The organism is Streptomyces sp. NPDC030862, from assembly GCF_055571835.1.
The window spans coordinates 263,956-289,531 of sequence record NZ_JBVIEN010000006.1 but is presented as its reverse complement, the minus strand read 5'-3'; the positions used below and the strand labels follow the sequence as shown (position 1 = coordinate 289,531).

At 72.0% G+C, this 25,576-nt stretch carries 20 protein-coding genes and 1 pseudogene; 10 read left to right on the top strand and 11 right to left on the bottom strand.

Annotation, left to right across the window (positions count from 1 at the left end; translation table 11 throughout):
- Positions 1–26 precede the first annotated feature (26 nt).
- The 4 genes from ACZ42X_RS18500 (at position 27) to ACZ42X_RS18485 (ending at position 4,376) form a co-directional block, all read left to right on the top strand.
- On the top strand, positions 27–941 hold the full coding sequence (locus tag ACZ42X_RS18500; RefSeq protein ID WP_468290791.1) for a sugar phosphate isomerase/epimerase family protein: 915 nt from the start codon (positions 27–29) through the stop codon (positions 939–941).
- Between the two features lie 254 nt (positions 942–1,195).
- On the top strand, positions 1,196–1,393 hold the full coding sequence (locus tag ACZ42X_RS18495) for a helix-turn-helix transcriptional regulator (RefSeq protein WP_468290788.1): 198 nt from the start codon (positions 1,196–1,198) through the stop codon (positions 1,391–1,393).
- 233 nt (positions 1,394–1,626) lie between these two features.
- Positions 1,627–1,947 (top strand): heavy-metal-associated domain-containing protein, encoded by a 321-nt coding sequence (locus ACZ42X_RS18490; RefSeq protein ID WP_468290785.1) that lies wholly within the window; start codon positions 1,627–1,629, stop codon positions 1,945–1,947.
- A gap of 137 nt (positions 1,948–2,084) precedes the next feature.
- Positions 2,085–4,376 (top strand): heavy metal translocating P-type ATPase, encoded by a 2,292-nt coding sequence (locus tag ACZ42X_RS18485; RefSeq protein ID WP_468290782.1) that lies wholly within the window; start codon positions 2,085–2,087, stop codon positions 4,374–4,376.
- A 382-nt stretch (positions 4,377–4,758) separates the two neighbouring features.
- Here the strand turns inward: ACZ42X_RS18485 and ACZ42X_RS18480 are convergent, their stop codons facing one another.
- Positions 4,759–6,048, bottom strand: a complete 1,290-nt coding sequence (locus tag ACZ42X_RS18480; protein ID WP_468290779.1) for a citrate synthase — start codon at positions 6,046–6,048, stop codon at positions 4,759–4,761.
- 133 nt (positions 6,049–6,181) lie between these two features.
- Positions 6,182–8,476 (bottom strand): SF1B family DNA helicase RecD2, encoded by a 2,295-nt coding sequence (gene recD2, locus ACZ42X_RS18475; protein ID WP_468290776.1) that lies wholly within the window; start codon positions 8,474–8,476, stop codon positions 6,182–6,184.
- Between the two features lie 126 nt (positions 8,477–8,602).
- Here recD2 and ACZ42X_RS18470 point away from each other — a divergent pair, with 126 nt between their 5' ends.
- A complete protein-coding gene (locus ACZ42X_RS18470) occupies positions 8,603–9,202 on the top strand; it encodes a hypothetical protein (RefSeq protein ID WP_468290773.1) in 600 nt (199 codons plus the stop codon).
- Positions 9,199–9,531, top strand: a complete 333-nt coding sequence (locus ACZ42X_RS18465; RefSeq protein ID WP_468290771.1) for a hypothetical protein — start codon at positions 9,199–9,201, stop codon at positions 9,529–9,531. The genes ACZ42X_RS18470 and ACZ42X_RS18465 overlap by 4 nt, the downstream gene beginning before the upstream one ends.
- Before the next feature lie 483 nt (positions 9,532–10,014).
- Here ACZ42X_RS18465 and ACZ42X_RS18460 read toward each other — a convergent pair whose 3' ends face one another.
- The 3 genes from ACZ42X_RS18460 to ACZ42X_RS18450 are packed head-to-tail and all read right to left on the bottom strand — an operon-like array spanning position 10,015 to position 13,108.
- The gene (locus ACZ42X_RS18460) at positions 10,015–10,794 is read right to left on the bottom strand and encodes a sugar phosphate isomerase/epimerase family protein (RefSeq protein ID WP_468291218.1); all 780 of its coding nucleotides are present in this window, start codon (positions 10,792–10,794) and stop codon (positions 10,015–10,017) included.
- Between the two features lie 20 nt (positions 10,795–10,814).
- Positions 10,815–11,960, bottom strand: a complete 1,146-nt coding sequence (locus tag ACZ42X_RS18455) for a dihydrodipicolinate synthase family protein (protein ID WP_468290768.1) — start codon at positions 11,958–11,960, stop codon at positions 10,815–10,817.
- A complete protein-coding gene (locus ACZ42X_RS18450) occupies positions 11,957–13,108 on the bottom strand; it encodes a Gfo/Idh/MocA family protein (RefSeq protein ID WP_468290765.1) in 1,152 nt (383 codons plus the stop codon). Before ACZ42X_RS18450 ends, ACZ42X_RS18455 begins: the two co-directional genes overlap by 4 nt.
- 135 nt (positions 13,109–13,243) lie before the next feature.
- Between ACZ42X_RS18450 and ACZ42X_RS18445 the strand changes: the two genes are divergently transcribed.
- Complete coding sequence (locus ACZ42X_RS18445) at positions 13,244–14,314, top strand: LacI family DNA-binding transcriptional regulator (RefSeq protein ID WP_468290762.1); 1,071 nt, start codon at positions 13,244–13,246, stop codon at positions 14,312–14,314.
- Positions 14,315–14,357: 43 nt separating this feature from the next.
- A complete protein-coding gene (locus ACZ42X_RS18440; protein ID WP_468290759.1) occupies positions 14,358–15,134 on the top strand; it encodes a sugar phosphate isomerase/epimerase family protein in 777 nt (258 codons plus the stop codon).
- A 164-nt stretch (positions 15,135–15,298) separates the two neighbouring features.
- Here the strand turns inward: ACZ42X_RS18440 and ACZ42X_RS18435 are convergent.
- A pseudogene (locus ACZ42X_RS18435) lies at positions 15,299–15,394 on the bottom strand (IS5/IS1182 family transposase); the annotation flags it as partial.
- Positions 15,395–15,412: 18 nt separating this feature from the next.
- A complete protein-coding gene (locus ACZ42X_RS18430; RefSeq protein WP_468290756.1) occupies positions 15,413–16,042 on the bottom strand; it encodes a hypothetical protein in 630 nt (209 codons plus the stop codon).
- A 234-nt stretch (positions 16,043–16,276) separates the two neighbouring features.
- On the opposite strand from ACZ42X_RS18430, the gene ACZ42X_RS18425 reads away from it, so the two are divergent.
- Both ACZ42X_RS18425 and ACZ42X_RS18420 read left to right on the top strand, forming a co-directional pair.
- The gene (locus ACZ42X_RS18425; RefSeq protein WP_468290753.1) at positions 16,277–16,471 is read left to right on the top strand and encodes an NUDIX hydrolase; all 195 of its coding nucleotides are present in this window, start codon (positions 16,277–16,279) and stop codon (positions 16,469–16,471) included.
- A 142-nt stretch (positions 16,472–16,613) separates the two neighbouring features.
- Positions 16,614–18,422, top strand: a complete 1,809-nt coding sequence (locus ACZ42X_RS18420; RefSeq protein WP_468290751.1) for a glycoside hydrolase family 3 protein — start codon at positions 16,614–16,616, stop codon at positions 18,420–18,422.
- Positions 18,423–18,472: 50 nt separating this feature from the next.
- Here the strand turns inward: ACZ42X_RS18420 and ACZ42X_RS18415 are convergent, their stop codons facing one another.
- From ACZ42X_RS18415 to ACZ42X_RS18400, 4 genes are all read right to left on the bottom strand, one after another.
- Positions 18,473–19,873 (bottom strand): aminopeptidase, encoded by a 1,401-nt coding sequence (locus ACZ42X_RS18415; protein WP_468290748.1) that lies wholly within the window; start codon positions 19,871–19,873, stop codon positions 18,473–18,475.
- A 79-nt stretch (positions 19,874–19,952) separates the two neighbouring features.
- The gene (locus tag ACZ42X_RS18410) at positions 19,953–20,360 is read right to left on the bottom strand and encodes a hypothetical protein (protein WP_468290745.1); all 408 of its coding nucleotides are present in this window, start codon (positions 20,358–20,360) and stop codon (positions 19,953–19,955) included.
- Positions 20,361–20,815: 455 nt separating this feature from the next.
- Complete coding sequence (locus ACZ42X_RS18405) at positions 20,816–24,538, bottom strand: ABC transporter ATP-binding protein (protein WP_468290743.1); 3,723 nt, start codon at positions 24,536–24,538, stop codon at positions 20,816–20,818.
- A gap of 55 nt (positions 24,539–24,593) precedes the next feature.
- Complete coding sequence (locus ACZ42X_RS18400; RefSeq protein WP_468291215.1) at positions 24,594–25,532, bottom strand: serine hydrolase; 939 nt, start codon at positions 25,530–25,532, stop codon at positions 24,594–24,596.
- Positions 25,533–25,576: the final 44 nt, after the last annotated feature.

The following is a 25,576-nucleotide window of genomic DNA, read 5'->3' as shown; positions in this document are numbered from 1 at the left end:
CTCCGGCCGCCTCCAAGCTGGCCCCCATGACGCCGCAGTCACCGCCGCCGCTGTCCCGTATCCGGATCGGTTCCGCCCCCGACTCGTGGGGCGTGTGGTTCGCCGACGACCCCCGGCAGGTCCCCTGGGAACGCTTCCTGGACGAGGTGGCCGCAGCCGGTTACGAGTGGATCGAACTCGGCCCGTACGGCTACCTCCCCACGGATCCGGCGCGGCTCACCGAGGAGACCGCGCGCCGGGGCCTCAAGGTGTCGGCCGGCACCGTCTTCACCGGGCTGCACCACGGCGAGGCCTTGTGGGAGAAGACCTGGGCACACGTCGCCGACAACGCCGCCCTGGCCCGGGCCATGGGCGCCGACCACCTGGTCGTCATCCCGTCCTTCTGGCGGGACGACAAGACCGGCCGGGTGCTGGAGGACCGGACCCTGACGCCGGAACAGTGGCGCAACCTGACCCGCCTGACGGAGCGCCTGGGCCTGGAGGTGCAGGACCGCTTCGGGCTGCGCATCGTCGTCCACCCGCACGCCGACACGCACATCGACACCGAGGAGAACGTCACCCGCTTCCTCGACGCCACCGACCCCGGGCTGGTCGCCCTCTGCCTGGACACCGGGCACTACGCCTACTGCGGCGGCGACAGCGTCAAGCTCATCGAGACCTACGGGGAACGGATCGGCTACCTCCACCTCAAGCAGGTGGACCCCCGGATCCTCGCCCAGGTCATCGCCGAGGGGACCCCCTTCGGCCCGGCCGTCGCGCGCGGCGTGATGTGCGAGCCGCCCGCCGGGGTGCCCGCGCTCGAACCGGTGCTGGCCGCGGCCCAGGCGCTGGAGGTGGACCTCTTCGCCATCGTCGAGCAGGACATGTACCCGTGCCCGCCGGACAAGCCGTACCCCATCGCGGAGCGGACGCGCCGCTTCCTCCGCTCCTGCGGCGCCTGAGGCCCGGGCGGTTTCGGTCGGCGCCTGAGGCCCGGGCGGTTTCGGTCGGCGCCTCTCGCGTCACAGGCGTCTCTTCCTCGTCACGCTTGTCTCCACTCCGCCCGGCTTCCGTCACAGCCCTTCGACAGCCGCTCCCCGCTGCTCACTCAGCGTCGTTGTCCGGGCACAGGCTCAGTGATCGCCAGCGTCCCGCCGCGGCTCCCCCGACGGCCCTCCCGGGCCGCCGCCGCGGCGCCCGCAGGGAGGTGCCCCAGATGACGGACAGAAGGCTCTGGTCCTACAAGGAGATCGCCGCACACATCCGGGTACAGCCGGACACCGTCCGGTCGTACCGCAAACACGGCCTGCTCCCCCAGCCCGACCACGTCGAGGGCGGCAAGCCGTACTGGTACGCGGACACCATCCGCACCTGGGTCGCCAATCGACCGGGCAACCGGGGGCGCAAGGGCTGACTCCCCGCCGCCCCGCGGCCCGTACCCTCCGCGACCCGCACCCTCCGCGGCTCCGCACCCTCCACGGCCCCGCACCGACCCCGGTGCGGGGCCCTCTCACGTACCGGCGGGAAATCGCCCACCGCACCGCCTGGCATTCATACCCCCTAGGGGTATAGAGTGAGGAGTGTCAGGCAGCCACGGCATTCCCGTGAACCCCTGGCGCACCATGACCGACCCCAAAGGAGTACGCCATGACCGCCGAGACGAAGACCGAACTGCCCCAGGCCACCTCCGGCTCCTGCTGCTCGCCGTCGGGCGGCTGCCACGGCGGTGCCGCCGACACCCCGGCCGCCGCCGGCACGGTCACCACCGTCTACCAGGTCAAGGGCATGACGTGCGGCCACTGCGAGGGCGCCGTCTCCAGCGAGATCTCGGAGATCCCGGGCGTCACCTCCGTCACGGCCGTCGCCGCCACCGGCCGCGTTACCGTGGTGTCCGAGGCCGCGCTGGACGAGGACGCCGTGCGCGCGGCCGTCGACGAAGCGGGCTACGAACTCGTCGGCCAGGCCTGAGCACGAGGACCGCGGGCCGGCACCGCGACCCGGCACCGCCGGCCGCAACCCGGCGCCCGCGGCCCGCTCCTCGGACCATCGGCCGGGCCGTACCGTGACGACGGTCGGCCCGGCCCCGCCCCGTTCTGGAATCGCCCATGACCAGCACCACCACTCCACCGGAACCCGAGGCCGGGACCGGCACCGAGACCGGCGCCGGGACCGAGACCTCCACCACCGAACTACTCATCGGCGGGATGACCTGCGCCTCCTGCGCGGCCCGCGTGGAGAAGAAGCTCAACCGCATGGAAGGCGTCACCGCGACCGTCAACTACGCGACGGAGAAGGCGAAGGTCACCCACTCCACCGACGTGGAGGTCGCCGATCTGATCGCGACGGTCGTCAGGACGGGTTACACGGCCCGGGAACCGGCCCCACCGCCCCCGCCACCGCCACCTGTGCCGGCACCGGAGGCGCCGACGCCGGAGGAGCGGCAGGAGAAGGCCCCGGACCGGGAGACCGACGCCCTGCGGCAGCGGCTCGCCGTCTCCCTCCTCCTCGCTGCGCCCGTCGTCCTGCTCGCGATGGTGCCCTCGCTCCAGTTCGACCACTGGCAGTGGCTCTCGCTCACCCTCGCCGCCCCCGTCGTCGTCTGGGGCGGCCTGCCGTTCCACCGTGCCGCCTGGACCAACCTCCGGCACGGCGCCGCGACGATGGACACGCTCGTCTCGGTCGGCACCCTCGCCGCCTTCGGCTGGTCCCTGTGGGCGCTGTTCCTCGGCCACGCCGGCGCCCCCGGCATGCGCCACGGCTTCGACCTCACCCCCACCCCCGGGGACGGCGCGTCGACGATCTACCTGGAGGTCGCCGCCGGAGTCACCACCTTCATCCTCCTCGGCCGCTACCTGGAGGCCCGCGCCAAGCGCAGCGCCGGTGCGGCCCTGCGCGCCCTCATGCGCCTCGGTGCGAAGGACGTGGCCGTCCTGCGCGACGGCCGCGAGGTGCGGATCCCGGTCGGCGACCTGCGGTCCGGCGACCGCTTCGTGGTCCGCCCCGGGGAGAAGATCGCCACCGACGGGACGGTCGTCGAGGGCGCCTCGGCCGTCGACGTGTCGCTGCTCACCGGCGAGTCCGTCCCCGTCGACGTCACCGTCGGCGACCCCGTCACCGGGGCCACGCTCAACACCTCCGGCCGCCTCGTCGTCGAGGCCACCCGCGTCGGCGCCGACACCCAGCTCGCCCGGATGGCCCGGCTGGTCGAGGAGGCGCAGACCGGCAAGGCGCGGGTGCAGCGGCTCGCGGACCGGGTCTCCGCCGTCTTCGTACCCGTCGTGCTGCTGGTCTCCCTCGGTACGCTGCTGACCTGGCTGGCCGTGACCGGTGACGCGACCGCGTCCTTCACCGCGGCCGTAGCCGTCCTGATCATCGCCTGCCCCTGCGCGCTGGGCCTCGCCACGCCGACCGCGCTCATGGTCGGCACCGGGCGCGGCGCCCAGCTGGGCATCCTCATCAAGGGCCCGGAGGTGCTGGAGTCCACGCGCCGCGTCGACACCGTCGTCCTCGACAAGACGGGCACGGTCACCACCGGGCGCATGACCCTCCAGGGCGTGTACGCCTCCGAGGGCACGGACGAGCGCGAGCTGCTGCGCCTCGCGGGGGCGCTGGAGCACGCCTCCGAGCACCCGGTCGCCCGCGCGGTAGCGGCGGGCGCCGCCGAGCGGGTGGGCGTACTGCCGTCGCCCGAGAGCTTCGAGAACGTGCCGGGGCTCGGCGTACGGGGTGTCGTCGACGGCCACAAGGTGGTGGTCGGGCGTGCGGCCCTGCTGGACGACGCGGAGATCACGGCGGCCCCGGACGACGGCACCACGCTCGTCCACGTCGCCTGGGACGGCCGGGTGCGCGGCGCCCTCGCCGTCGCCGACGCCGTCAAGGAGACGAGCCCGGAGGCGGTACGGCGGCTGCGCGCGCTGGGCCTCGCCCCGGTCCTGCTCACCGGCGACAACCGGGCCGTCGCCGAGCGGGTCGCGGCCGAGGTCGGCATCGAGGAGGTGTACGCGGAGGTGCTGCCCGAGGAGAAGGCCGACGTCATCAGGCGGCTGCAGGCCGAGGGCCGCTCCGTGGCGATGGTCGGTGACGGCGTCAACGACGCGGCCGCCCTCGCCCAGGCCGACCTGGGCCTGGCGATGGGTACGGGCACGGACGCGGCCATCGAGGCGGGCGACCTCACCCTCGTACGCGGGGACCTGCGGGTCGCGGCGGACGCGATCCGCCTCGCGCGCCGCACCCTCGCCACGATCAAGGGGAACCTCTTCTGGGCCTTCGGCTACAACGTCGCCGCGCTGCCGCTGGCCGCCGCCGGCCTCCTCAATCCCATGATCGCGGGGCTCGCCATGGCGTTTTCGTCCATTTTCGTGGTGACGAACAGCCTTCGTCTGCGATCGTTCACGTGAGTTTGCCTTCACGTGACACACAAGACCTTCACAAAGAGACCTAGATCACAGATATTTGGGGGTAACCATTTGGACGGCTCGCGAGTCTAAATGGGCGATGCCACGAACGTCTTGGGGGACGTTCATGGGATGTCTTGGGGGACGTCCCAGGCAAGCGTTGGCCGGGGCACGTGCACCGGGGAGCTTTGAGCGGCCCTCCCGTACGTACGTACCCCGGCAGATCGCAACCGCGAGCTTCTGTCGAACCCGGCAGACGCCCGGCCGGATCCCGTGGGGGGAATCCGCTCCGGGATAGGGAAGCGCCCCGCTCGTCGACCCGTGGGGGGATCGGCGGCGGGGCGCTTTTCGCTTCCCCCGCGGGGGAAGCGGAAGGCGTCGGGCGTCAGCGGGCCTCGACCGGCACGAAGTCGCGCAGGACCTCGCCCGTGTAGATCTGGCGCGGGCGGCCGATGCGGGAGCCCGGCTCCTTGATCATCTCGTGCCACTGGGCGATCCAGCCCGGCAGCCGGCCCAGGGCGAAGAGGACCGTGAACATCTCGGTCGGGAAGCCCATCGCCCGGTAGATCAGACCCGTGTAGAAGTCGACGTTCGGGTAGAGGTTGCGCGAGACGAAGTACTCGTCGGCGAGCGCGTGCTCCTCCAGCTTCAGCGCGATGTCGAGCAGCTCGTCGGACTTGCCGAGGGCCGAGAGGACATCGTGCGCCGCCGCCTTGATGATCTTCGCGCGGGGGTCGAAGTTCTTGTAGACGCGGTGGCCGAAGCCCATCAGGCGGACGCCGTCCTCCTTGTTCTTCACCTTGCGGATGAAGGAGTCGACGTCGCCGCCGGTGGCCTGGATGCCCTGGAGCATCTCCAGCACCGACTGGTTGGCGCCACCGTGCAGCGGGCCCCACAGGGCCGAGATGCCGGCGGAGATCGAGGCGAACATGTTCGCCTGCGAGGAGCCGACCAGGCGCACGGTGGAGGTCGAACAGTTCTGCTCGTGGTCCGCGTGCAGGATCAGCAGCTTGTCCAGGGCGGAGACCACGACCGGGTCGAGCTCGTACTCCTGCGCCGGGACCGAGAAGGTCATGCGCAGGAAGTTCTCGACGTACGAGAGGTCGTTGCGCGGGTAGACGAAGGGGTGACCGATCGACTTCTTGTACGCGTACGCCGCGATCGTCGGCAGCTTGGCGAGCAGCCGGATCGTGGAGAGGTGGCGCTGCTTCTCGTCGAAGGGGTTGTGGCTGTCCTGGTAGAAGGTGGACAGCGCGCTGACGACGGAGGACAGCATCGCCATCGGGTGGGCGTCGCGCGGGAACCCGTCGAAGAACCGCTTGACGTCCTCGTGCAGCAGCGTGTGCTGCGTGATCTCGTTGCGGAAGGCCGCCAGCTCGTCCACCTTGGGGAGCTCGCCGTTGATCAGCAGGTACGCCACCTCGAGGAAGGTGGAGCGCTCCGCCAGCTGCTCGATGGGGTAGCCGCGGTACCGCAGGATGCCCTCCTCGCCGTCGAGGTAGGTGATCGCGGATTTATAGGCGGCGGTGTTGCCGTAACCACTGTCCAGGGTCACCAGACCGGTCTGGGCTCGGAGCTTCCCGATGTCGAAGCCCTTGTCACCGACGGTGCTCTCGACCACCGGGTAGGTGTACTCACCGTCCGCGTACCGCAGTACTACAGAGTTGTCGCTCACGTCATCCCTCACCGACGTAGTGCCTCTTCTTCGAGGTGCCCTGACTGTCTCTACCATCCCCCACTTGGCTCAGCAGAGTGCACTCGGGGTCGACCATTCGGCCAATTGGCGGCACTCAGTGCCGTCAACCTGCTCATCCTGCCCCCTTCGCCCCGGTTAGGAAAGTCCGGCGATCTCCCGGGGGGCTCTGGGTGATGTTTCCCACCCGTACCTCACCTGTCAGCCGGTACCGCAGTGAGGTAAAGCGCCGACCGGCGGAGACGGTCCGGACGGCCTGGGCGATCGCCTTGCGTGAGCCGACGAGGACGACGAGCTTCTTCGCGCGCGTGACGGCGGTGTAGAGCAGGTTGCGCTGCAGCATCATCCACGCCCCCGTGGTGACCGGGATGACCACGGCCGGGTACTCGCTGCCCTGGGAGCGGTGGATGGTGACGGCGTACGCGTGCGCCAGCTCGTCGAGCTCGTCGAAGTCGTACGGCACCTCCTCGTCCTCGTCCGTCAGTACCGTCAGGCGCTGGTCGTCCACGTTCAGGGAGGTGACCACGCCGACCGTGCCGTTGAAGACGCCGTTCGCGCCCTTTTCGTAATTGTTGCGAATCTGGGTGACTTTGTCGCCGACGCGGAAGACCCGGCCGCCGAACCTCTTCTCGGGCAGATCCGGGCGGGCGGGAGTGATCGCCTGCTGCAGCAGGCCGTTGAGGGTGCCCGCGCCCGCCGGGCCGCGGTGCATGGGCGCGAGGACCTGGACGTCCCGGCGCGGATCAAGGCCGAATTTCATCGGCACGCGGCGGGCGGCGACGTCCACCGCGAGGCGCCCGGCCTCCTCGGTCTCCTCCGCGACGAAAAGGAAGAAGTCCGGCAGTCCCGAAGTGAGGGGCTGCTGACCGGAGTTGATCCGGTGGGCGTTGGTGACCACACCGGACTGCTGGGCCTGCCGGAAGATCCTCGTCAGCCGGACGGCGGGGACCGGGCTGTCCGGGGCCAGCAGGTCGCTGAGCACCTCGCCGGCACCGACGCTCGGCAGCTGGTCCACGTCCCCCACCAGCAGCAGGTGCGCGCCCGGGGCGACCGCCTTGACCAGCTTGTTGGCCAGCAGCAGGTCGAGCATGGAGGCCTCGTCGACGACGACCAGGTCGGCGTCGAGCGGCCGGTCCCGGTCGTACGCCGCGTCACCGCCCGGCTTCAGCTCCAGCAGCCGGTGCACGGTGGAGGCCTCCGCGCCGGTCAGCTCCGACAGCCGCTTGGCCGCGCGGCCGGTCGGCGCGGCGAGGACGACCTTGGCCTTCTTGGCCCGGGCCAGCTCCACGATGGAACGCACGGTGAAGGACTTGCCGCAGCCGGGTCCACCCGTCAGCACGGCCACCTTCTCGGTGAGGGCGAGCCGCACGGCCTGCTCCTGCTCGGGCGCCAGCTCCGCGCCCGTACGGTCCGCGAGCCAGGCGAGCGCCTTGTCCCAGGCGACGTCCCGGAAGGCGGGCATCCGGTCCTCCTCGGTGCGCAGCAGCCGCAGCAGCTGGGCGGCGAGGGAGACCTCGGCGCGGTGGAACGGCACCAGGTAGACGGCGGTCAGCGGCTCCCCCGCGGGCCCCTCCGGCCCCGGCACCCGCTCCCGTACGACCCCGCCCTCCTCCTCGTCCGCGACGAGCTCGGCGAGGCACTCGATGACCAGGCCCGTGTCGACCTGGAGCAGCTTGACCGCGTCCGCGATGAGCTGCTCCTCGGGCAGGAAGCAGTGCCCCTGGTCGCTGGACTGCGACAGCGCGTACCGCAGCCCCGCCTTCACGCGCTCCGGGCTGTCGTGCGGGATGCCGACGGCCTGTGCGATCCGGTCGGCGGTGAGGAACCCGATGCCCCACACGTCGGCGGCCAGCCGGTAGGGCTGGTTCTTCACCACCGAGATCGAGGCGTCCCCGTACTTCTTGTAGATCCGCACCGCGATGGAGGTGGAGACGCCCACCCCCTGGAGGAAGACCATGACCTCCTTGATCGCCTTCTGCTCCTCCCACGCGGCCCCGATGAGCTTGGTCCGCTTGGGCCCGAGCCCCGGCACCTCGATGAGCCGCTTCGGCTCCCGCTCGATGACGTCGAGCGTCTCCACCCCGAAGTGGTCGACGATCCGCTCCGCGATGCGGGGGCCGATGCCCTTGATCAGCCCGGACCCCAGGTACCTCCGGATGCCCTGCACGGTCGCGGGCAGCACGGTCGTGTAGTTCTCCACCGTGAACTGCCTGCCGTACTGCGGATGCGACCCCCAGCGCCCCTCCATCCGCAGCGACTCCCCCGGCTGCGCGCCGAGCAGCGAGCCGACGACGGTGAGCAGCTCCCCACCGCCGCGCCCGGTGTCGACCCGCGCGACGGTGTAGCCGTTCTCCTCGTTGGCGTACGTGATCCGCTCGAGGACCCCTTCGACGACTGCCAGGTTGGACATGCCCCGACGCTACCGGGCAGGTCGGACAGTCCGGCAGGCCTGTGGACAACTCCCGCGGCGCCGGGCCGGTCCGCTGAGCGCCTTCCGCAGAGCGGGAGCGGGAGGTCCGCCGATTATCCTCGTCGCGTGCACCTGTCCCCTGGCCCGTCGAGCGCCCTGCATCCCCTTGTGGCGGCGTTTCCGGCCCGTCTTGCCGGTGATGTACGGAGTGCTCTCGCGGCCGTGCCGGACGCCGCGCTCGGGCCGGCGGACCCCTTCCACGTCGATGTGCGGGGCGAGATGGTTGCCGTCCCCTCGCGGATCTACCACCCGGAACCGGAGGCCGGCCTGGAGCGGTCCCTGACCGGGACCCAGCGCCTGATCCTGCAGTGCCTGTACTCCCGGCACAGCGACGGCCGGGTCCGTCAGCGGCGCCTCGAACAGATCGTGTCGTCAAGCGAGCCGTGGGTCGTGCCGTTCGTGGTGCAGCTGGCCGGCGAGTACGTACTGGAGATCGTCGAGGCGATCGGGCGGGGGCTTCCCGGGCTCGCTGTCCCCGGCTCGGCCCAGCGCCGGCTCTACGGAGAGTTCGTCGCGCGGAACGCGGCCTTCTTCGCGCGGACGGAGAGGCGTGTGGTGAGCTACTGGTCGTGCCACTACCGCTGGAGGTACACGGCGTTCGGGACGTATCCAGGGTGTGCTCTCGTGGAGCAGTTCCGGGCCGCAGCATCGGAGTGGGTGGGATGACGGTAGGAAACGAGAATCTCCTCAAAGTCGTTCGCGGGTTGGTTTCCGCATCCCCTGACATCAGAGAGGAGACCTCGGAGGTGATCTGCGACTGGCTGCACTCCTTCGACCGGCGCGAGGTAGCCGTGATCGCCGGACTGCTGTCATCCGTCGCAGCCTTGGAGAGCGAGCGGGACTGCCTGGAGAGCGAGCTCAACGCGTTGAGCGAACTCACCGCAACCGGTTTCGTTGAAGCTGACCACCTCACTCCCTTGTGGGAGCTGCAGCGCCAAGCGCTGCGGGGGTCGGAGCTGGAGCATCTCGATTATCTGGCCAGCGAGTACCGCTGACTCGATGACGCTCGCGAACCACCAGGAAGTCGAGGTCACGGTCACGGCCGTCGCCTCCGTTGGATCACAGGTCGACGCGAACGGGACTACGGGTTTCATCGACCAGGTCAAGCATCCGTCCTGGTGGTCCACGGGCGTGGCTCCTCCGCGGGTGGGTGATCGACTGCATGCCGTTGTTCTGGACGATTCCAGGCAGCCACCTCGGCTCAGTGCACTGCGGGAGGACATCGAGACAGCCCGCACTTTGCGCGAGCGAGAACGCGGGTGAGAGCCGTGGAACCCGCATCGGACCAGGTGAGCGACACCAAGGGGCCCGGTCCGATGACCGGGCCCCTGTGCGCTCCCCCCACCCCTCAAGGCCTCCCGAATCCCCCCAGATTCCCCCGGAAGCCCTGACGCCATGTACGACTCCCCTCACCGCCGGTTGGTTGCACGGATGCGGGGGGTAATTTTTCCGGAAGCCGGATTCCACAAGCGGGGCCCCTACAGCGCGTGTTCCGCGTACCGGCGGGCCGTCTCCTCCAGGACCTCCAGGCCGTCGCGCGCCCACAGGTCGTCGTTGAAGAGCTCGACCTCGATGGGGCCCGTGTAGCCCGCCGCGTCGACCAGTTCGCGCCAGGCACGGAGGTCGATCGTGCCGTCGCCGAGCTGGCCGCGGCCGGTGAGGACGCCGGCCGGGAGGGGGAGGGTCCAGTCGGCGAGCTGGAAGGAGTGGATGCGGCCCTGGGCGCCCGCGCGGATGACCGCCGCAGGGGCGCGGTCGTCCCACCAGACGTGGTACGTGTCGACGACGACGCCGACCTGCGAGGCGGGGAAGGGCTCGGCCAGGGCGAGGGCCTGGTCCAGGGTGGAGACGGCGCAGCGGTCGGCCGCGTACATGGGGTGCAGCGGCTCGATCGCCAGGCGGACGCCGCGCTCGGCGGCGTACGGGGCGAGTTCGGTGAGGGCGTCCGCGATGAGGGAGCGGGCGCCGGGCAGGTCCTTGCCGCCGGGGGGCAGACCGCCGGAGACGAGGACCAGGGTGTCCGTGCCGAGGGTCGCCGCCTCGTCGATGGCGGCGCGGTTGTCGTCGAGGTCGGTCGCGGTGGTGAAGAAGCCGCCGCGGCACAGGGTGGTGACCGTCAGGCCGGCGTCCCGGACGAGCTTGGCCGTGGCCTCGACCCCGTACGCGCGCACCGGCTCGCGCCAGAGGCCGACGCCGGGGACGCCGAGGCGGACGCAGGCCTCCATCAGCTCGGGGAGCGGGAGTTGCTTGACCGTCATCTGGTTGATGCTGAAGCGGGTCAGGTCCACCGGTCGGCTCCGCACACGGTCAGCAGGCTCCTCATGCGGGATTCCGCCAGCTCGGGGTCGGGGAACAGGCCCAGCCGGTCGGCCAGTTCGTACGCCTTCGCCAGGTGCGGCAGGGAGCGCGCCGACTGGAGGCCGCCGACCATCGTGAAGTGGTCCTGGTGGCCGGCCAGCCACGCCAGCAGCACCACGCCCGTCTTGTAGTAGCGGGTGGGCGTCTGGAAGAGGTGGCGCGCGAGGGGGACGGTCGGGTCGAGGAGGGCGCGGAAGCCCGCCGTGTCACCGGTGTCGAGGCGGCGGACCGCCTCCGCCGCCAGCGGCCCCAGCGGGTCGAAGACGCCCAGCAGCGCGTGGCTGAAGCCCTGATCGTCGCCCGCGATCAGCTCGGGGTAGTGGAAGTCGTCGCCGGTGTAGCAGCGCACGCCCCTCGGGAGGCGGCGGCGCAGGTCGACCTCGCGGCGCGCGTCCAGCAGGGACACCTTGACGCCGTCGACCTTGTCGGGATGCTCGGCGATGACCTTCAGGAAGGTGTCGGTCGCGGCGTCCAGGTCCGCCGAGCCCCAGTAGCCCTCCAGGGCCGGGTCGAACATCGGGCCCAGCCAGTGGAGGATCACGGGCTCGGACGCCTGGCGCAGGAGGGGGGTGTAGACGGCCAGGTAGTCGTCGGGGCTCGTCGCGGCCGCCGCCAGGGCGCGGGACGCCATGAGGACGGGCTGCACGCCGGCGGATTCGACCAGCGCGAGCTGCTCCTCGTACGCGTGCCGTACGGCCGTCAGGTCCGCGGCGCCCGTCAGCTGGTCCGTGCCGGCGCCCGCCGCGATCCGGCCGCCCACCGCCTTGGCCTCCGCCGCCGAGCGGCGGATCAGCTCGGCGGCCCCCGTCCAGTCCAGGCCCATGCCCCGCTGCGCGGTGTCCATGGCCTCGGCGACGCCGAGCCCGTGCGACCACAGGTGGCGGCGGAAGGCGAGCGTGGCGTCCCAGTCCACGGCCGCCGGGGAGTCGGGCGAGACGTCCGCGTACGGGTCGGCCACGACGTGCGCGGCGGAGAAGACCGTACGGGAGGTGAGGGCGGCGCCCGGCGTGAAGGACGCGGCGGAGGTGCGGGGTTCGTACGTGCCGTGCGGGAGGCGGATCGTCACAGCGACAGCTCCGGCACCTCGTAGCGGCGGCCCTCCGCCGAGGACTTCAGGCCCAGCTCGGCGAGCTGCACACCGCGCGCGCCCGCCAGCAGGTCCCAGTGGTACGGCTCGTCGAGCGCGATGTGGCGCAGGAACAGCTCCCACTGGGCCTTGAAGCCGTTGTCGAACTCGGTGTTGTCCGGCACCTCCTGCCACTGGTCGCGGAAGGCCTCCGTCACGGGGATGTCCGGGTTCCAGACGGGCTTGGGGGTCATGGACCGGTGCTGGACGCGGCAGCCGCGCAGCCCGGCGACGGCCGAGCCGTGCGTGCCGTCGACCTGGAACTCGACGAGCTCGTCGCGGTGGACGCGTACCGCCCAGGAGGAGTTGATCTGCGCAACGGCGCCGCCCGCCAGCTGGAAGACGCCGTACGCGGCGTCGTCGGCGGTGGCGGCGTACGGCTTGCCGTCCTCGTCCCAGCGCTGCGGGATGTGGGTGGTGACGTGGGCGGAGACCGAGGTGACGCGGCCGAAGAGCTCGTGGAGCACGTACTCCCAGTGCGGGAACATGTCGACGACGATGCCGCCGCCGTCCTCGGCGCGGTAGTTCCAGGAGGGGCGCTGGGCCTGCTGCCAGTCGCCTTCGAAGACCCAGTAGCCGAACTCTCCCCGTACGGACAGGATCTCGCCGAAGAAGCCGCCGTCGACGAGACGCTTCAGCTTGAGCAGGCCCGGCAGGAAGATCTTGTCCTGGACGACGCCGTGCTTGATGCCGGCGGCCCGGGCGAGCCGGGCCAGTTCCAGGGCGCCGGCGGTGTCGGTGGCGGTGGGCTTCTCGGTGTAGACGTGCTTGCCGGCGGCGATGGCCTTGGTGAGGGCGTCGACGCGGGCGGAGGTGACCTGGGCGTCGAAGTAGACGTCCGTGCGCTCGTCGGCGAGGACCGCGTCGAGGTCGGTGGTCCACTCGGTGAGGCCGTGGCGTTCGGCGAGGGCGCGCAGGGCGTGCTCGCGGCGGCCGACGAGGACGGGCTCGGGCCACAGGACCTCGCCGTCGCCGAGGTCCAGGCCGCCCTGCTCGCGGAGGGCGAGGATCGAGCGCACCAGGTGCTGGCGGTAGCCCATCCGCCCCGTGACGCCGTTCATGGCGATCCGCACTGTCCTGCGTGTCACGAAGGTCCCTCCAAGAGTCGGTAAGCGGCGTAGTAAGGACTGTAGTAAGCGCTTTCTATACGGGGTGACGCTAGCCTGCGGGCAGCGGCGCGTACAAGAGCCACGCCCGACTCTCCTCGGAGGAACGCGATAGCGATGACAGTCACCCTGGCCGATGTCGCGGCGCGCGCCCGGGTGTCCCCGGCGACCGTGTCGCGCGTCCTGAACGGCAACTATCCGGTCGCCGCGGCCACGCGCGAGCGCGTCCTGCGCGCGGTGGAGGAGCTCGACTACGTCCTGAACGGGCCGGCCAGCTCGCTGGCCGCCGCCACCTCCGACCTGGTCGGCATCCTCGTCAACGACATCGCCGACCCCTTCTTCGGGATCATGGCGGGCGCGGCGCAGAGCGCGATCGGCGAGGGCGCGCCGGGGCGGGCCGGAGGCGAGAAGCTCGCCGTCGTCTGCAACACCGGCGGCTCGCCCGAGCGCGAGCTGCGCTATCTGACGCTGCTGCAGCGCCAGCGCGCGGCGGCCGTCGTGCTCACCGGCGGCGCGCTGGAGGACCCGGCGCACACGGCGGCGATGGCGGCGCGGTTCGCCAAGCTGGCGGACGCGGGCACGCGCGTGGTGCTGTGCGGGCGGCCGCCGATGCCGGAGGGGAGCGGCGGTGAGGCCACCGTGGCCGCGCTGACCTTCGACAACCGGGGCGGGGGGCGGCGGCTCACCGAGCACCTGCTGGCCCTCGGCCACCGGCGGATCGGTTACGTCGCCGGGCCCGCCGACCGCACGACGACCCGGCACCGGCTGGAGGGGCACCGCGAGGCGATGGCCGCGGCGGGCGCGGCGGGCGCCGGCCCGGACCACCTCACCGTGCACGGCTCGTACGACCGTCGCTCCGGCTACGACGCGACGCTGGAGCTGCTGCGGCGCGACCGGGAGCTGACGGCGGTCGTCGCCGCCAACGACACCGTGGCGCTGGGCGCCTGCGCCGCGCTGCGGGACCGGGGGCTGCGCATCCCCGAGGACGTCTCGGTGGCGGGCTTCGACGACCTGCCGTTCTCGGTGGACGCGGTGCCGGCGCTCACGACCGTACGGCTTCCGCTGTCGGAGGCGGGCGCCCGGGCGGGCCGCCTCGCGGTCGGCGCCGAGGCCGTGCCCCCGGGCGGCATCGCGACGATCGCGGCGGAGCTGATGGTGCGGGCGTCGACGGGGCGGCCCCGGGGGTAGCGCCTCGGTCATAGAAGGGTGGGAAGCGGGTAGGTTCGCGCCCATGAAGTACGCCTTCTCCACACTCGGTGTCCCCGGGATGCCCGTCGCCGACGTCGTACGCCTCGCCGCCGAGACCGGTTACCACGGTGTCGAGCTGCGCGCCCACCCCGAGGAACCGGTGCATCCGGGGCTGGTGGCGCACGAGCGGCGGGCGGTGGCCGAGGAGTTCGCGCGCGGCGGTGTCGAGATCCTCGCCGTCGCCGGATACGCGCGGGTCGCGGCGCCCGGCGACGACGAGGCCGTGTACGAGGAGCTGCACCGGCTGCTGTACCTGGCGGCCGACCTGGGCGCGCCGTTCGTCCGGGTCTTCCCGGGCGGCGGCGACCAGGACCCTGCGGAGGCGGACGCGACGGCCGCGCGGCGGCTGGGCGCGGCGGCGGAGGTCGCGGCGGAACTGGGCGTACGGGTCCTGCTGGAGACCCACGACTCGCACCGCACGGGCGCGGACGTCGCCCGCGTCGTGGGCGCGGTCGGCCACAAGCACGTCGGCGCGCTGTGGGACGTGATGCACCCCTGGCTCGCGGGCGAGCCCCCGGAGGCGACGCACGCGGTCCTCGCGCCGTACCTCGGCTACGTCCAGGTCAAGGACATCGTCTCCCCCGAGGACACGACCCCGCTGCCGCTGGGCACCGGGGTGCTGCCGCTCGCGGAGTGCCTGGGCCTGACGCGCGGTCAGGGCTGGGCGTGCTGGGAGTACGAGAAGCGCTGGTACGCCGACGCGGCGGAGCTGCCGCCCCTGCTGGCGGCGGGGCGCGAGCGACTGGCGGGGCTGGGGTAGGAGGTGCCCGGGCCGGAGAACCCCTGCTGTGAAAAGGGCCAGGGGGCTCTTGGTCGCCATCTCGGCAAGGCCTCGACGGCACGGCTGCGCCGCGTCTCGGAGCTGATCGGCACGGCTCCGGGTACGAGTGGTTTCCCGCCCGCACAGCGCTATAACCGATCGTTTCAGAATGCGGTTCGGAGGCGGCGGAGGCATATGAGGCTGCAGGTCGGTTCGAGCAGGCCCTGGTGGAGGTCGGCGCGTCGCTCGTAGCGGGTGCGGGCCGTGGCGCACGCCTCCTACGGGCGGGGGCGCGGTGCCAGTTCGGCGTGGGTGACGGTGTAGCCGCCCTTGACGACGGGGGCGTACGGGGCCGGGGCCATACAGGTGCCGACCTCGGCCTCCTCACCGTTCGGCAGCAGGTTCACCCCGTTCCACGAGAAGCCCACCCGATCGGCCTTGCCGCCCTTTCCGCCGTCGTGCACGCTCAGTCCGACGCGCTTGCCGAGCTGGCCGGTCTCCTCGTGGCTGACCTTCGTGATGACGGCCGTGACCGTCGCCGTGTTCGGGCTGGTGACCAGGCAATCCACTTGGCCGTCGAAGATATAGGTGACGTTCTGGTCAGCCGAGTGGTGCGAGATGCGTACCGTCCCCCGCGCGTCGACGGCCAGCCCCCTGGGAAGCCCGGGCCGCGGGGTGCTGTACGGGGCGGCCACCGCGTCGAAGCTGAAGGAGCGTACATCGTTGTCGCTCAGGTACGGCAGTACGAAGTCCCCGCTGCCGACAATCCGCGCCGCGCCCGGCCGGCGGTGGTCCGTGCGCTGCTCGGCGGACGAGGCGATGGACGAGGTGCACAGGGTGAGCCCGGCCACCAGGGCCGCGATGGTAGCGGTGGCGGTGCGCCGAGCAGACAGCGACAGCGAAGCCATGACGATCTCCTTTTCCGCGAGGGGGAGTTGACTGGAGGAACGCGACCCATCCTTCGCTCTTACAGCCGCCCGGTCGTCAACCCAGGGCCGCAAGATCGATGCCGCCTCATCGCCCGCGCGGCCGACCAGACGTCAGCCGAGAGTCGCACAGGGTGGATCACCGCCGGCCGCAGCCGTTCGCGGATCAGTTGTCGCGCTGGCGCCACCCAGGCCCTGGCTCAAGTAGGGCACTACGTGGACCGGGAAGTCCGCGCTCTGTTCGAGGCACAGGGCCTGACCCTCGGCGCGCAGCAGCTCACCCCGACCGAAGGGGACTTCAAGCTGTCCTGGAGGCCCCTGCAGAAGGCCATCGACGCCGCAGCGACCGGTCGTTTCCTCCTGCCGGCCGGGCCACTCGCCCTCATGCTCGCCGCCCGTCAGGGCGTGTGAGCCGCGCGGCCGCGCCGGGGGCTTTGTCGCGCGGTGCGGTCCCGGTTCTTGACCTGGCAGTTACTTTCCGGCTAAGCGTGACTCCTTGGCAGTTTCCTTCACCGCCCCCCACTCCCCCTCCGCACGGCCGGAAGGAGCACCAGTGCACCACCGCGCCACCACCTCCAGACGTACCCTCCTCACCGTCACCGCCGCCGCGGCGGCCGCCGCCGCCACCGGGGTGGCCACCCCCGCGCGGGCCGCCGACGACCGGCGCCTCCAGCAGCTCGTCGCGCGCATGAGCCTGGAGGAGAAGGTCGGCCAGCTCTTCGTCTCGCGCGTGTACGGGCACTCCGCCACCGCGCCGGACCCGGCCGACGTCGACGCGAACCTCAAGGAGATCGGCGTGCGCACCGCCGCCGAGCTCGTCGAGCGGTACCACGTCGGCGGCGTCATCTACTTCACCTGGGCGCACAACACCCGCGACCCGCACCAGATCGCCGACCTGTCCAACGGCATCCAGCGCGCCGGGCTCGCGCAGCCCACGCCCGTACCGCTCCTCATCTCCACCGACCAGGAGCACGGTGTCGTCGCCCGGATAGGGCAACCCGCCACCCTGCTGCCCGGCGCGATGGCGCTCGGCGCGGGCGGGTCCCGCTCCGACGCCCGGCGTGCCGCGCGCGTCGGGGCACGGGAGCTCGCCGCGATGGGCATCCGGCAGAACTACGCGCCCGTCGCCGACGTCAACGTCAACCCCGCCAACCCCGTCATCGGCGTCCGCTCCTTCGGCGCCGACCCCGAGGCCGTGGCCGAGCTGGTCGCCGCCCAGGTGAAGGGGTGTCAGCGGGCCGGGGTCGCGGCCACCTCCAAGCACTTCCCCGGCCACGGCGACACCGAGGTCGACAGCCACTACGGGCTGCCGAGGATCGGCCACACCCGCGAGCAGTGGGAGAAGCTGGACGCGCCGCCGTTCCGGGCGGCCATCGCCGCCGGTATCGACTCGATCATGACGGCGCACATCGTCGTCCCGGCCCTCGACCCGGCAGAGGACCCCGCGACCCTCTCCCACCCCATCCTCACCGGCATCCTGCGCGAGCGCCTCGGCTACGACGGCGTGGTCGTGACCGACTCGCTCGGCATGGAAGGCGTCCGCACCAAGTACGGCGACGCCCGCGTGCCCGTCCTCGCACTGAAGGCGGGCTGCGACCAGCTGCTCAACCCGCCGCACCTGCCCACCGCCTGGAACGCCGTCCTCAAGGCCGTACAGAGCGGCGAGATCAGCGAAGCCCGTATCGACGAATCGATTCTGCGCATCCTGCGCCTCAAGGCGAAGCTGGACCTCTTCCGCGAGCCGTACGTCACCCACGAGGGCGTGGACCGCACCGTCGGCTCTCCCCTCCACCTCGCCACCGCCGACCGGATCGCGGAACGGACGACGACGCTCCTCCTCAACGAGGGCGGCCTGTTGCCGCTCGACCGCCGCGAGCGGCCCCACCTGCTCGTCGTCGGCGCCGACCCGGCGTCCCCCTCCGGCACCACGGGGCCGCCGACCGCCACCCTCGCCGCCGCCCTCACCGAGCTGGGCTTCACGGCGTCGGTCCTCTCCACCGGCACGGCGCCCTCCACCGCGAAGATCGACGAGGCGGTGGCGGCGTCGGCCGGCAAGGACGCGGTCGTCGTGGGCACGTACAACGTCTCGGCCACCAGCAGCCAGCGCACGCTGGTGTCCCGGCTCGCCGCGACCGGTGTCCCGGTCGTCACGGTCGCCCTGCGCAACCCGTACGACATCGCACGCCTCAGCGGCCAGCGCGCCACCCTCGCCGCGTACTCCTGGACCGACGTCGAACTGCGCGCCGCCGCGCGGGTCATCGCCGGCCGGGCGCGGCCCGGGGGGCGGCTGCCGGTGCCGGTGCAGCGCGCCGACGACCCGGCGCAGGTGCTGTACCCGATGGGCTACGGCCTGACGTACTGAACGCGGCGGCCGGGCGGGACCACGCCCCGCCCGGCCGCCACCACCCCGTCCTACGGCCGCAGCGTCTGCTCCCGCACGAGCGTGCGCTTGTCCAGGCCCGGGACCGTGCGGACCGGCGCCGGGGCGATGCCCGCCCACGCCTGGATCCGTGCCGTGGCCTTCACGCGCTCGGCCTCGACCAGCGCGGAGACGCTCGCCCCGTGGTTGGCGCCGGGCGCCGCGAAGACGTAGCTGTCGCGGGCGCCCCGGTCGACCCGGAACCGCTCCGCGCCCCACGGGTCGTTGGCGCCGTACACGAAGAGCATCCCCCGCGCCCGCGTGCGCACCCAGGTGTCGACGTCCCGCATCGCCCACGCCTGGAAGCGGGGCAGCGGTACGTCACGCGGGACGAAGGCGCGGGCGGGCTGGTAGCCGTACCGCGTCAGCCCCTTGAGGTGGTCCATCCGCAGGCTCGGCGAACCGAGCTGGGTCGCGGCCTGGTAGTAGTACGGGACCGCCCACTCCAGGCCCTGGTCGGTGTAGTACGACCAGCCCGAATAGCCGTCGATGGTGTCGTAGACGGTCTGGTCGGAGGCGGTGGCGGCGTCCGGGATGTCGGCGCACTCGGCCTCGGTGTGGTACTGCCAGAAGCCCCAGACGAAGTCGAGGACGACCGCTTCGTACGCCTTGTCGAGGCTGCCGACGGTGGTGAACGTCGCGCCCGTCTCCTCCGCCCACGCGCGGTACTTCGCCTGCAGCGGCTCCCGGCGCACCAGCGCCTCGCGCTGCATGGCGTTGAGCCGGTCGCGGCACTCCTTGGTCCCGACGGTCGCGAAGAACCGGTCGTACGCCGAGTCCTCCTTCTCCACCACGTCGTTGGGCGCGACGTACGCGACGACGCCGTCCATGTCCCGGGGGTAGAAGCGCTCGTAGTACGTCGCCGTCATGCCGCCCTTCGACACGCCGGTGGCCAGCCACTTGCGGTCGTACAGCGGCTTCAGCGCGGCGAAGATCCTGTGCTGGTCGGAGGCCGCCTGCCAGATGTCCAGCTTCGACCAGTCGGCCGGCTCGGGGCGGGACGGGCTGAAGAAGCGGTACTCCATGGCGACCTGGTTGCCGTCGACGATGGCCGCCGGCTCGCTGCGCCAGGGGCGGGTGCCGAGCTCGTACCCGCTCGTGTAGAAGACCGTGGGGCGTGCGGTGTCCTTGTGCAGCACGGTGACGCGCTGCTGGAAGGTCCCGCGGGCCGGGTCACGGTGGTCGACCGGCTGAGTGTAGCCGAGGACGAAGAAGCGGTAGCCGGGGTAGGGCTTCTCCTCCAGCAGGGTCATCCCGGGGATCGCCAGGATGCGGTCCTTGATGTCCCTGTCCTTGTCGGCCGGTACGACGGCGGTGGCCGTGGCCGTACCGGTCGCGCTCACGGTGCCTATGAGCACCACGAGCGACAGCAGCCATCTGAGCGCCTTACGCATGCACCCTCCACTTGGGTCACGGTGGTCGCCCGTGAACCTAGCGGGGCCAACACCGCCGCCACCAGAGGCGGTTACTCGCTTAGCACAGGAACCAGCCGGTGCTCCCGCCCTTGCCGGCGACCGTGCCGGACGCGCGGACGCAGCGGTTGAGGGCGTACACCGTCACGGGGCCGGCCTGCCGGGTGAAGCGTCCCTTGTCGATCGCCGCACGGCCGCCGCGCGCCTGGATGGAGACGAACATGGCGCGGCGCACGCCCGGCTTCTTGGCGACGGTGACTGCGCACGCGTACTGGCGGCTCTTGTAGATCCTCAGCTCTCCGGTGGAGAACGGCACGGTCTTGACGAGCCGTCCGGAGCAGGCCGCGGCGGCTTCGGCGGGGGCGCTGTGCCCGGCGAGGGTGAGGGCGCTCACGGCGACGAGCACCGCGAGGACGTGCGTGAACAGTCGCCTAGTCGCCCCGGCCGCGGCCGTCGCACCACCGAACACCCTTGCACTCCTTCGCCTCGTGAGCGTACATGCGTACGACGCACGAGGACGCCGCTCGGTTGCGCGGTGCCTTTCCCCCACCCCTCCCCTTCCCGTAACCGGGGGCTGGCGCCCCCACACCCCGGTACGCGGCAGCTTCGCGCCGCGGGGCTTGTGCACCAGGCCCTGGTCGGCGAGGGACGTACGCGGGGCGTGCCGACGGGCAGGTCCATGGGGCCAGGGAACGGCCTCAAGCCACCCACCGGGGGTTGCACGCACCGGCGGCGCGAGGGGCCACCGTCGTGAGGGGGTCGGGGGTGGAGCGTGGGGGGCGGTCGGACGTAAAACGACTGAACTCGCGCGAAGCGCGGTGAACGAGAGTCCGACCACCCCCCACCGGAACCCCCGGCACCCGACCCGCACCCACCGGGCAGCAAGCACCGCGCAGCGTCCGCACCCACCGGGCCGAGCCACCCTCACGCCACCAGCGGCGCCTCCCCCACGAACGTCGCCCACAGCCGGGCGTACCGCCCGCCCCTCGCCAGGAGCTCCTCGTGGGTGCCGTCCTCCGCCACGCGGCCGTGGTCCATGACGATCACGCGGTCCGCGCGGGCCGCCGTGGTGAGCCGATGCGCGACCACCAGGGTGGTGCGGCGCCCGGCCAGGCGGTCGGTCGCGGCGTTGACCTGGGCCTCCGTCGCGAGGTCCAGCGCCGCCGTCGCCTCGTCGAGGAGGAGGACGTCCGGGTCGACGAGCTCGGCCCGGGCGAGGGCGATCAGCTGGCGCTGGCCGGCCGAGAGGTTGCGGCCGCGCTCGGCGACCTCGTGGAGGTAGCCGCCGTCGAGCGTGGCGATCATGTCGTGCGCGCCGACGGCCCGCGCCGCCGCCTCGACCTCCGCGTCGCTCGCCCCGGGGCGCCCGTACGCGATGGCGTCGCGGACGGTGCCCGGGAAGAGGTACGCCTCCTGGGGGACGACGCCGAGGCGGTGGCGGTACGCGGTGAGGTCGAGCTCGCGCAGGTCGGCGCCGTCGACGGTGACGCGGCCGGCGGTCGGGTCGTAGAAGCGGGCGACGAGCTTGACGAGCGTCGACTTGCCGGCGCCGGTCTCGCCGACGAAGGCGACGGTCTGACCGGCGGGGATGCGCAGGTCGACCCCCGCCAGCGCCTCCTCCTCGTCCCCGTAGGCGAAGGAGACCTTCTCGAAGGCGATCTCGCCGCGCAGCGCGCTCACGGAACGCGGCCGCGCGGGCGCGGCCGTCGAGGTCGGCTCCCGCAGCAGCTCCTGGATGCGGCCGAGGGAGACCGTCGCCTGCTGGTAGCCGTCGAAGACCTGCGACAGCTGCTGAACGGGCGCGAAGAACAGGTCGATGTAGAGGAGGTACGCGACGAGGGCGCCGGTGGTGAGGGTGCCCGCCTCGACGCGGCCCGCGCCCACGATGAGGACGGCCGCCGCGGCGACGGACGACAGCAGCTGCACGAAGGGGAAGTAGATGGAGATCAGCCACTGGCCCCGGACGCGCGCCTCGCGGTACTCCGAGCTGCGCTCGGCGAAGCGCGCCGCGCCCGTGCGCTCGCGCCGGAAGGCCTGCACGATCCGCAGGCCGGACACCGACTCCTGGAGGTCGCCGTTGACGGCGCTGATCCGCTCGCGCGCCAGCTCGTACGCCTTGACGCTCGACCGGCGGAAGAACACCGTCCCGATGACGAGCACCGGCAGGGTGGCGAAGACGACGAGGGCCAGCTGGAGGTCGATCACGACGAGGGCGACCATGATGCCGAAGAAGGTGACCACGGAGACGAAGGCGGTGACGAGCCCGGTCTGGAGGAACGTCGACAGGGCGTCGACGTCGGTCGTCATGCGGGTCATGATGCGGCCGGTCAGCTCGCGCTCGTAGTAGTCGAGCCCGAGGCGCTGCAGCTGCGCGAAGATCTTCAGCCGCAGCGCGTACAGCACCCGCTCGCCGGTGCGGCCGGTCATGCGGATCTCGCCGGTCTGCGCCACCCACTGCACGACGACGGTCAGCAGCCCGAGGGCCGACGCGGCCCACACCGCGCCGAGGGCGAGCTGCTCGACGCCTTCGTCGATGCCGTGCCGGATGAGGACGGGCAGCAGCAGGCCCGCGCCCGCGTCGAGCGCGACGAGCCCGAGGCTGACGAGGAGCGGCAGCCCGAAGCCGCGCAGCAGCCGGCGCAGCCCGTACGACTCCTCGGGCGTGACCGCCCGCGCCTCGTCGATGTCCGGGGTGTCGGCCGCCGGGGGCAGGGCGTCGACCTGGGCGAGCAGCTCGGGCGTGGCGCCGGGGGTCTCGGAGGCGCCACCGGCGCCGGCCGCGTCGGCGTCGCGCTCCCACAGGGCGGGCGTGATGCCGCGTTCCGCGTCGAACTCGGCGTCGAGCTCCTCGCGGACGGTGTGGTCCTCGGGGACGTCCACGGGCAGGGCGTGGCCGGGCGAGACGCCGCCGAGCTCGTCGGGGTCGGTGAGCAGCCGCCGGTAGAGCGCGGAGCGCTCCTGGAGCTCGTCGTGGGTGCCGATGTCGGAGAGCCGGCCGTCGTCGAGGACGGCGATCCGGTCGGCGAGGTTCAGGGTGGAGCGGCGGTGGGCGATGAGGAGGGTGGTGCGCCCGGCCATGACGGAGCGCAGCGCCTCGTGGATCTCGTGCTCGACGCGCGCGTCGACGGCCGAGGTGGCGTCGTCGAGGAGCAGCAGCCTCGGGTCGGTGAGGATCGCGCGGGCGAGGGCGATGCGCTGGCGCTGGCCGCCGGAGAGGGTGAGCCCGTGCTCGCCGACCTTGGTGTCGTAGCCGTCGGGGAGCTCGCCGATGAAGCCGTCGGCCTGGGCGGCCCGGGCGGCGGCGCGTATCTCGTCGTCGGTCGCGTCGGGCCTGCCGTAGGCGATGTTCGCGCGGACGGTGTCGGAGAAGAGGAAGCTGTCCTCGGGTACGAGGCCGATGGCGTCCCGCAGGGAGGCGAGGGTCAGCTCGCGCACGTCGTGCCCGCCGACCAGGACGGCGCCGTGCGTCACGTCGTAGAAGCGGGGCAGGAGCAGCGAGACGGTGGACTTGCCGCTGCCGGACGAGCCGACGACGGCGACGGTCTCGCCGGGCCGGATCTCCAGCGAGAAGCCGTCCAGGACCGGGCGCCCGTCCTCGTAGGCGAAGGACACGTCGTCGAACTCGACGCTCGCGGCCGCGTCCGCCGGGAGCTCCTTCGTGCCGTCCTTCAGGACGGGCTCGGTGTCGATGAGCTCCAGGACGCGCTCGACGCCTGCGCGGGCCTGCTGGCCGACGGTGAGGACCATGGCGAGCATGCGGACGGGTCCGACGAGCTGGGCGAGGTAGGTGGAGAAGGCGACGAAGGTGCCGAGGGTGATCTGGCCGCGGGTGGCGAGCCAGCCGCCGAGCGCCAGCATGGCGACCTGCCCGAGGGCGGGCACGGCCTGGAGCGCCGGGGTGTAGCGGGCGTTCATCTTGATGGTGCGCAGGCGGCCGGCGAACAGCTTGCGGCTGGCCTCGCGCAGCTTCTGCGTCTCCTGCTCCTCCTGCCCGAAGCCCTTGACCACGCGCACGCCCGACACGGCGCCGTCGACGACGCCCGCGACGTGCCCGGCCTGGGCCTGGGCGTACCAGGTGGCGGGGTGCAGGCGGGTGCGGCTGCGCTTGGCGATGAACCACAGGGCGGGGCCGACGGCGATGGCGACGAGGGTGAGCGGGAGGGAAAGCCACGCCATGATGCCGAGGGAGATCAGGAACAGCAGGATGTTCCCGATGGTCATCGGGAGCATGAAGAGAAGGCCCTGGATGAGCTGGAGGTCGCTGGTGGCGCGGCCGACGACCTGCCCGGTGGACAGCTGGTCCTGACGCCGCCCGTCGAGTCTCATGATCGTGTCGTACATCTCGGTGCGCAGGTCGTGCTGCACGTCGAGGGCGAGGCGCCCGCCGTAGTAGCGGCGGACGTACGTCAGGGCGTAGACGACGACGGCGGCGGCGATGAGGAGCCCGGTCCATACGGCGAGGGACCGGGTTCCCGAACCGATGACGTCGTCGATGACGATCTTGGTGATCAGCGGGACGATGGCCATGACGGCCATGCCCGCGAGGGACGAACCGAGGGCTAGTACGACGTTGCGCCGGTATCGCCAGGCGTAACCGGCCAGCCGCCGTGCCCATCCTCGTTCCGCGGTCGTGTCCGCCGCCGCCACTGGTGCCTCCCGTTGTCTGTTCCGCCGGAAGCACCAACACGCTGAAATGCGATTTTCATCCCGCCGGGTGGGCGGGTCCCGTCTCCGGTACCGGAGGCATGGCCTCCTGGGGGACGGCGGGCAGCTGGAACGTCTTGCCCATCGTCGACGGGGTCGGGTTGAGGTCGCGGTGGACCACCCGCGAGACGGCCTGGATGGTGTTGATGCCGTCGTTCATCGTCTTGTTGTCGTGCGTGAGGACGGTGATCGAGTAGTTGGCGGTGCTGCTGGAGAAGACGCCGATGCTGTGCACGCGCCAGCCGTGCGTGGCGCGCGACAGCCAGCCGTTCTTGACGTGGACGGTCATGCCGGCGGGCGCGCCGGCGGGGGTCCCCCAGCGCTGCGAGGAGACGACGTTCCGCATGAGCTTGCGCATGTACGAGCGGGAGCTCTCGGTCAGGACGGTGTTCCGTACGGAGACCAGGTCGAGCAGCTTGCGCTGGTCACGGGCGGTGATCTGGGTGAGGCCCCAGTAGCCGCCGGAGCCGGGCACGGTCTGGGTCATGCCGGCGGCCCGCAGGAAGGCGTTGATCTTGGTCACGCCGAGCTGCTTCCACAAGGTGCTGGTGGAGGCGTTGTCCGACTTGGTGATCATGGCCGTGGTCAGGTCGACCTCGCGCTGGGTGAGCCCGCGCCCCTGCTTGCCCGCGTCCCACAGCAGGGCGGCGAGGACGGTCGACTTCACGATGCTCGCCGAGTCGAACTTCTGCGTCGGGCGGAGCTCGCAGTGCGTGTTGGTGACGCGGTCGTGCACGACGACGGCCGTCATGGAGGTGCGGCCCTTGAGGGCCGCAGCGATGTCCTGGGACAGCTTGGCGGCCAGTCCGGACTTGCCGGACGTGCACGTCACGGCCGGGGGCGCGGCGCTCGCGGGCGTCGCCGTGGCGACGACGGGCAGCAGCACCCCGAGGGCGAGGGCGGCGCGGAGCGCGCCGCGCCGGGGATGGCGGAATATGGATGTCACGCCTTTCCAGACGCGTGACCGGCCGGAAGGTTGTA

Bases quoted from the DNA above. Each gene is read 5' to 3' on its own strand.
- ACZ42X_RS18500 (WP_468290791.1), top strand. From the start codon at position 27: ATGACGCCGCAGTCACCGCCGCCGCTGTCCCGTATCCGGATCGGTTCC.
- ACZ42X_RS18495 (WP_468290788.1), top strand. From the start codon at position 1,196: ATGACGGACAGAAGGCTCTGGTCCTACAAGGAGATCGCCGCACACATC.
- ACZ42X_RS18490 (WP_468290785.1), top strand. From the start codon at position 1,627: ATGACCGCCGAGACGAAGACCGAACTGCCCCAGGCCACCTCCGGCTCC.
- ACZ42X_RS18485 (WP_468290782.1), top strand. From the start codon at position 2,085: ATGACCAGCACCACCACTCCACCGGAACCCGAGGCCGGGACCGGCACC.
- recD2 (WP_468290776.1), bottom strand. From the start codon at position 8,476: ATGTCCAACCTGGCAGTCGTCGAAGGGGTCCTCGAGCGGATCACGTAC.
- ACZ42X_RS18465 (WP_468290771.1), top strand. From the start codon at position 9,199: ATGACGGTAGGAAACGAGAATCTCCTCAAAGTCGTTCGCGGGTTGGTT.
- ACZ42X_RS18460 (WP_468291218.1), bottom strand. From the start codon at position 10,794: ATGACGGTCAAGCAACTCCCGCTCCCCGAGCTGATGGAGGCCTGCGTC.
- ACZ42X_RS18445 (WP_468290762.1), top strand. From the start codon at position 13,244: ATGACAGTCACCCTGGCCGATGTCGCGGCGCGCGCCCGGGTGTCCCCG.
- ACZ42X_RS18440 (WP_468290759.1), top strand. From the start codon at position 14,358: ATGAAGTACGCCTTCTCCACACTCGGTGTCCCCGGGATGCCCGTCGCC.
- ACZ42X_RS18430 (WP_468290756.1), bottom strand. From the start codon at position 16,042: ATGGCTTCGCTGTCGCTGTCTGCTCGGCGCACCGCCACCGCTACCATC.
- ACZ42X_RS18415 (WP_468290748.1), bottom strand. From the start codon at position 19,873: ATGCGTAAGGCGCTCAGATGGCTGCTGTCGCTCGTGGTGCTCATAGGC.